This window comes from Marinomonas sp. S3726, assembly GCF_000967665.1.
In the GTDB taxonomy this organism is placed as follows: Bacteria; Pseudomonadota; Gammaproteobacteria; order Pseudomonadales; family Marinomonadaceae; genus Marinomonas.
Window position 1 is genome coordinate 1 of record NZ_JXYC01000055.1, and the last position, 697, is coordinate 697.

Annotated in this window: 1 protein-coding gene; it reads left to right on the top strand. The window is 43.8% G+C overall.

The genetic code is table 11. The features are described 5' to 3' along the window. Positions 1-613: TolC family protein (locus tag TW85_RS24760; protein WP_046019820.1), on the top strand; the 613-nt coding region annotated here is incomplete at its 5' end. Between the last annotated feature and the right edge of the window lie 84 nt (positions 614-697).

The following is a 697-nucleotide window of genomic DNA, read 5'->3' on the forward strand; positions in this document are numbered from 1 at the left end:
TTATGTGGATCTTGCGAAAAAGCAAAACAACGACATAAAAACCTTGGCTCTGGCTCATGACTCTGCTTTGACTAACATTGAGATTCAAAAGTCCAATGGCCGTGTCCCTACGGTAACCGTTTCTGGTAGCCTTACTCGCTCTGATCGTGACACATCACCAACCTCAAGTGGTGATGGCGATAGTCTAGCGGCATTTATAGGGGTTAATGTTAGCATTCCACTTTATCAAGGTGGTGCAATCAACGCGCAAGTGAGACAGTCTGTTCATGATGCCGTTGCCGCTGAAGAGAACCTAGAAGATCAATTACAAACAACAGAGCTAGCGGTTCGCTCTTTGTACCGAGATCTAAAAACGTCTGTAGCGCAAATTGCCGCACAGAAGCAACTTATTATCTCGAATGCCAGCTCATTAGAAGCCACACAAGCAGGCTATGATGTGGGCACTCGTAACATTGTTGAGCTACTTGATGCACAATCTGATCTGTACAATTCTCAAGGCACACTTGAGCAATTAAGATACAGCTTTACGGTAAAACAAATGTCCTTGCTTGAATACACTGGCGAGCTTGATGAAGAGAAGATTAAAGAGCTAAATACTTGGTTAGTTAACTAAGGAACCTGCGAATAAGTCACACGCTGAGGCGTGAGAGCTTATTCCTTGGCTCTCTAGCATTAATGACTAGTCCTGATATAGGTT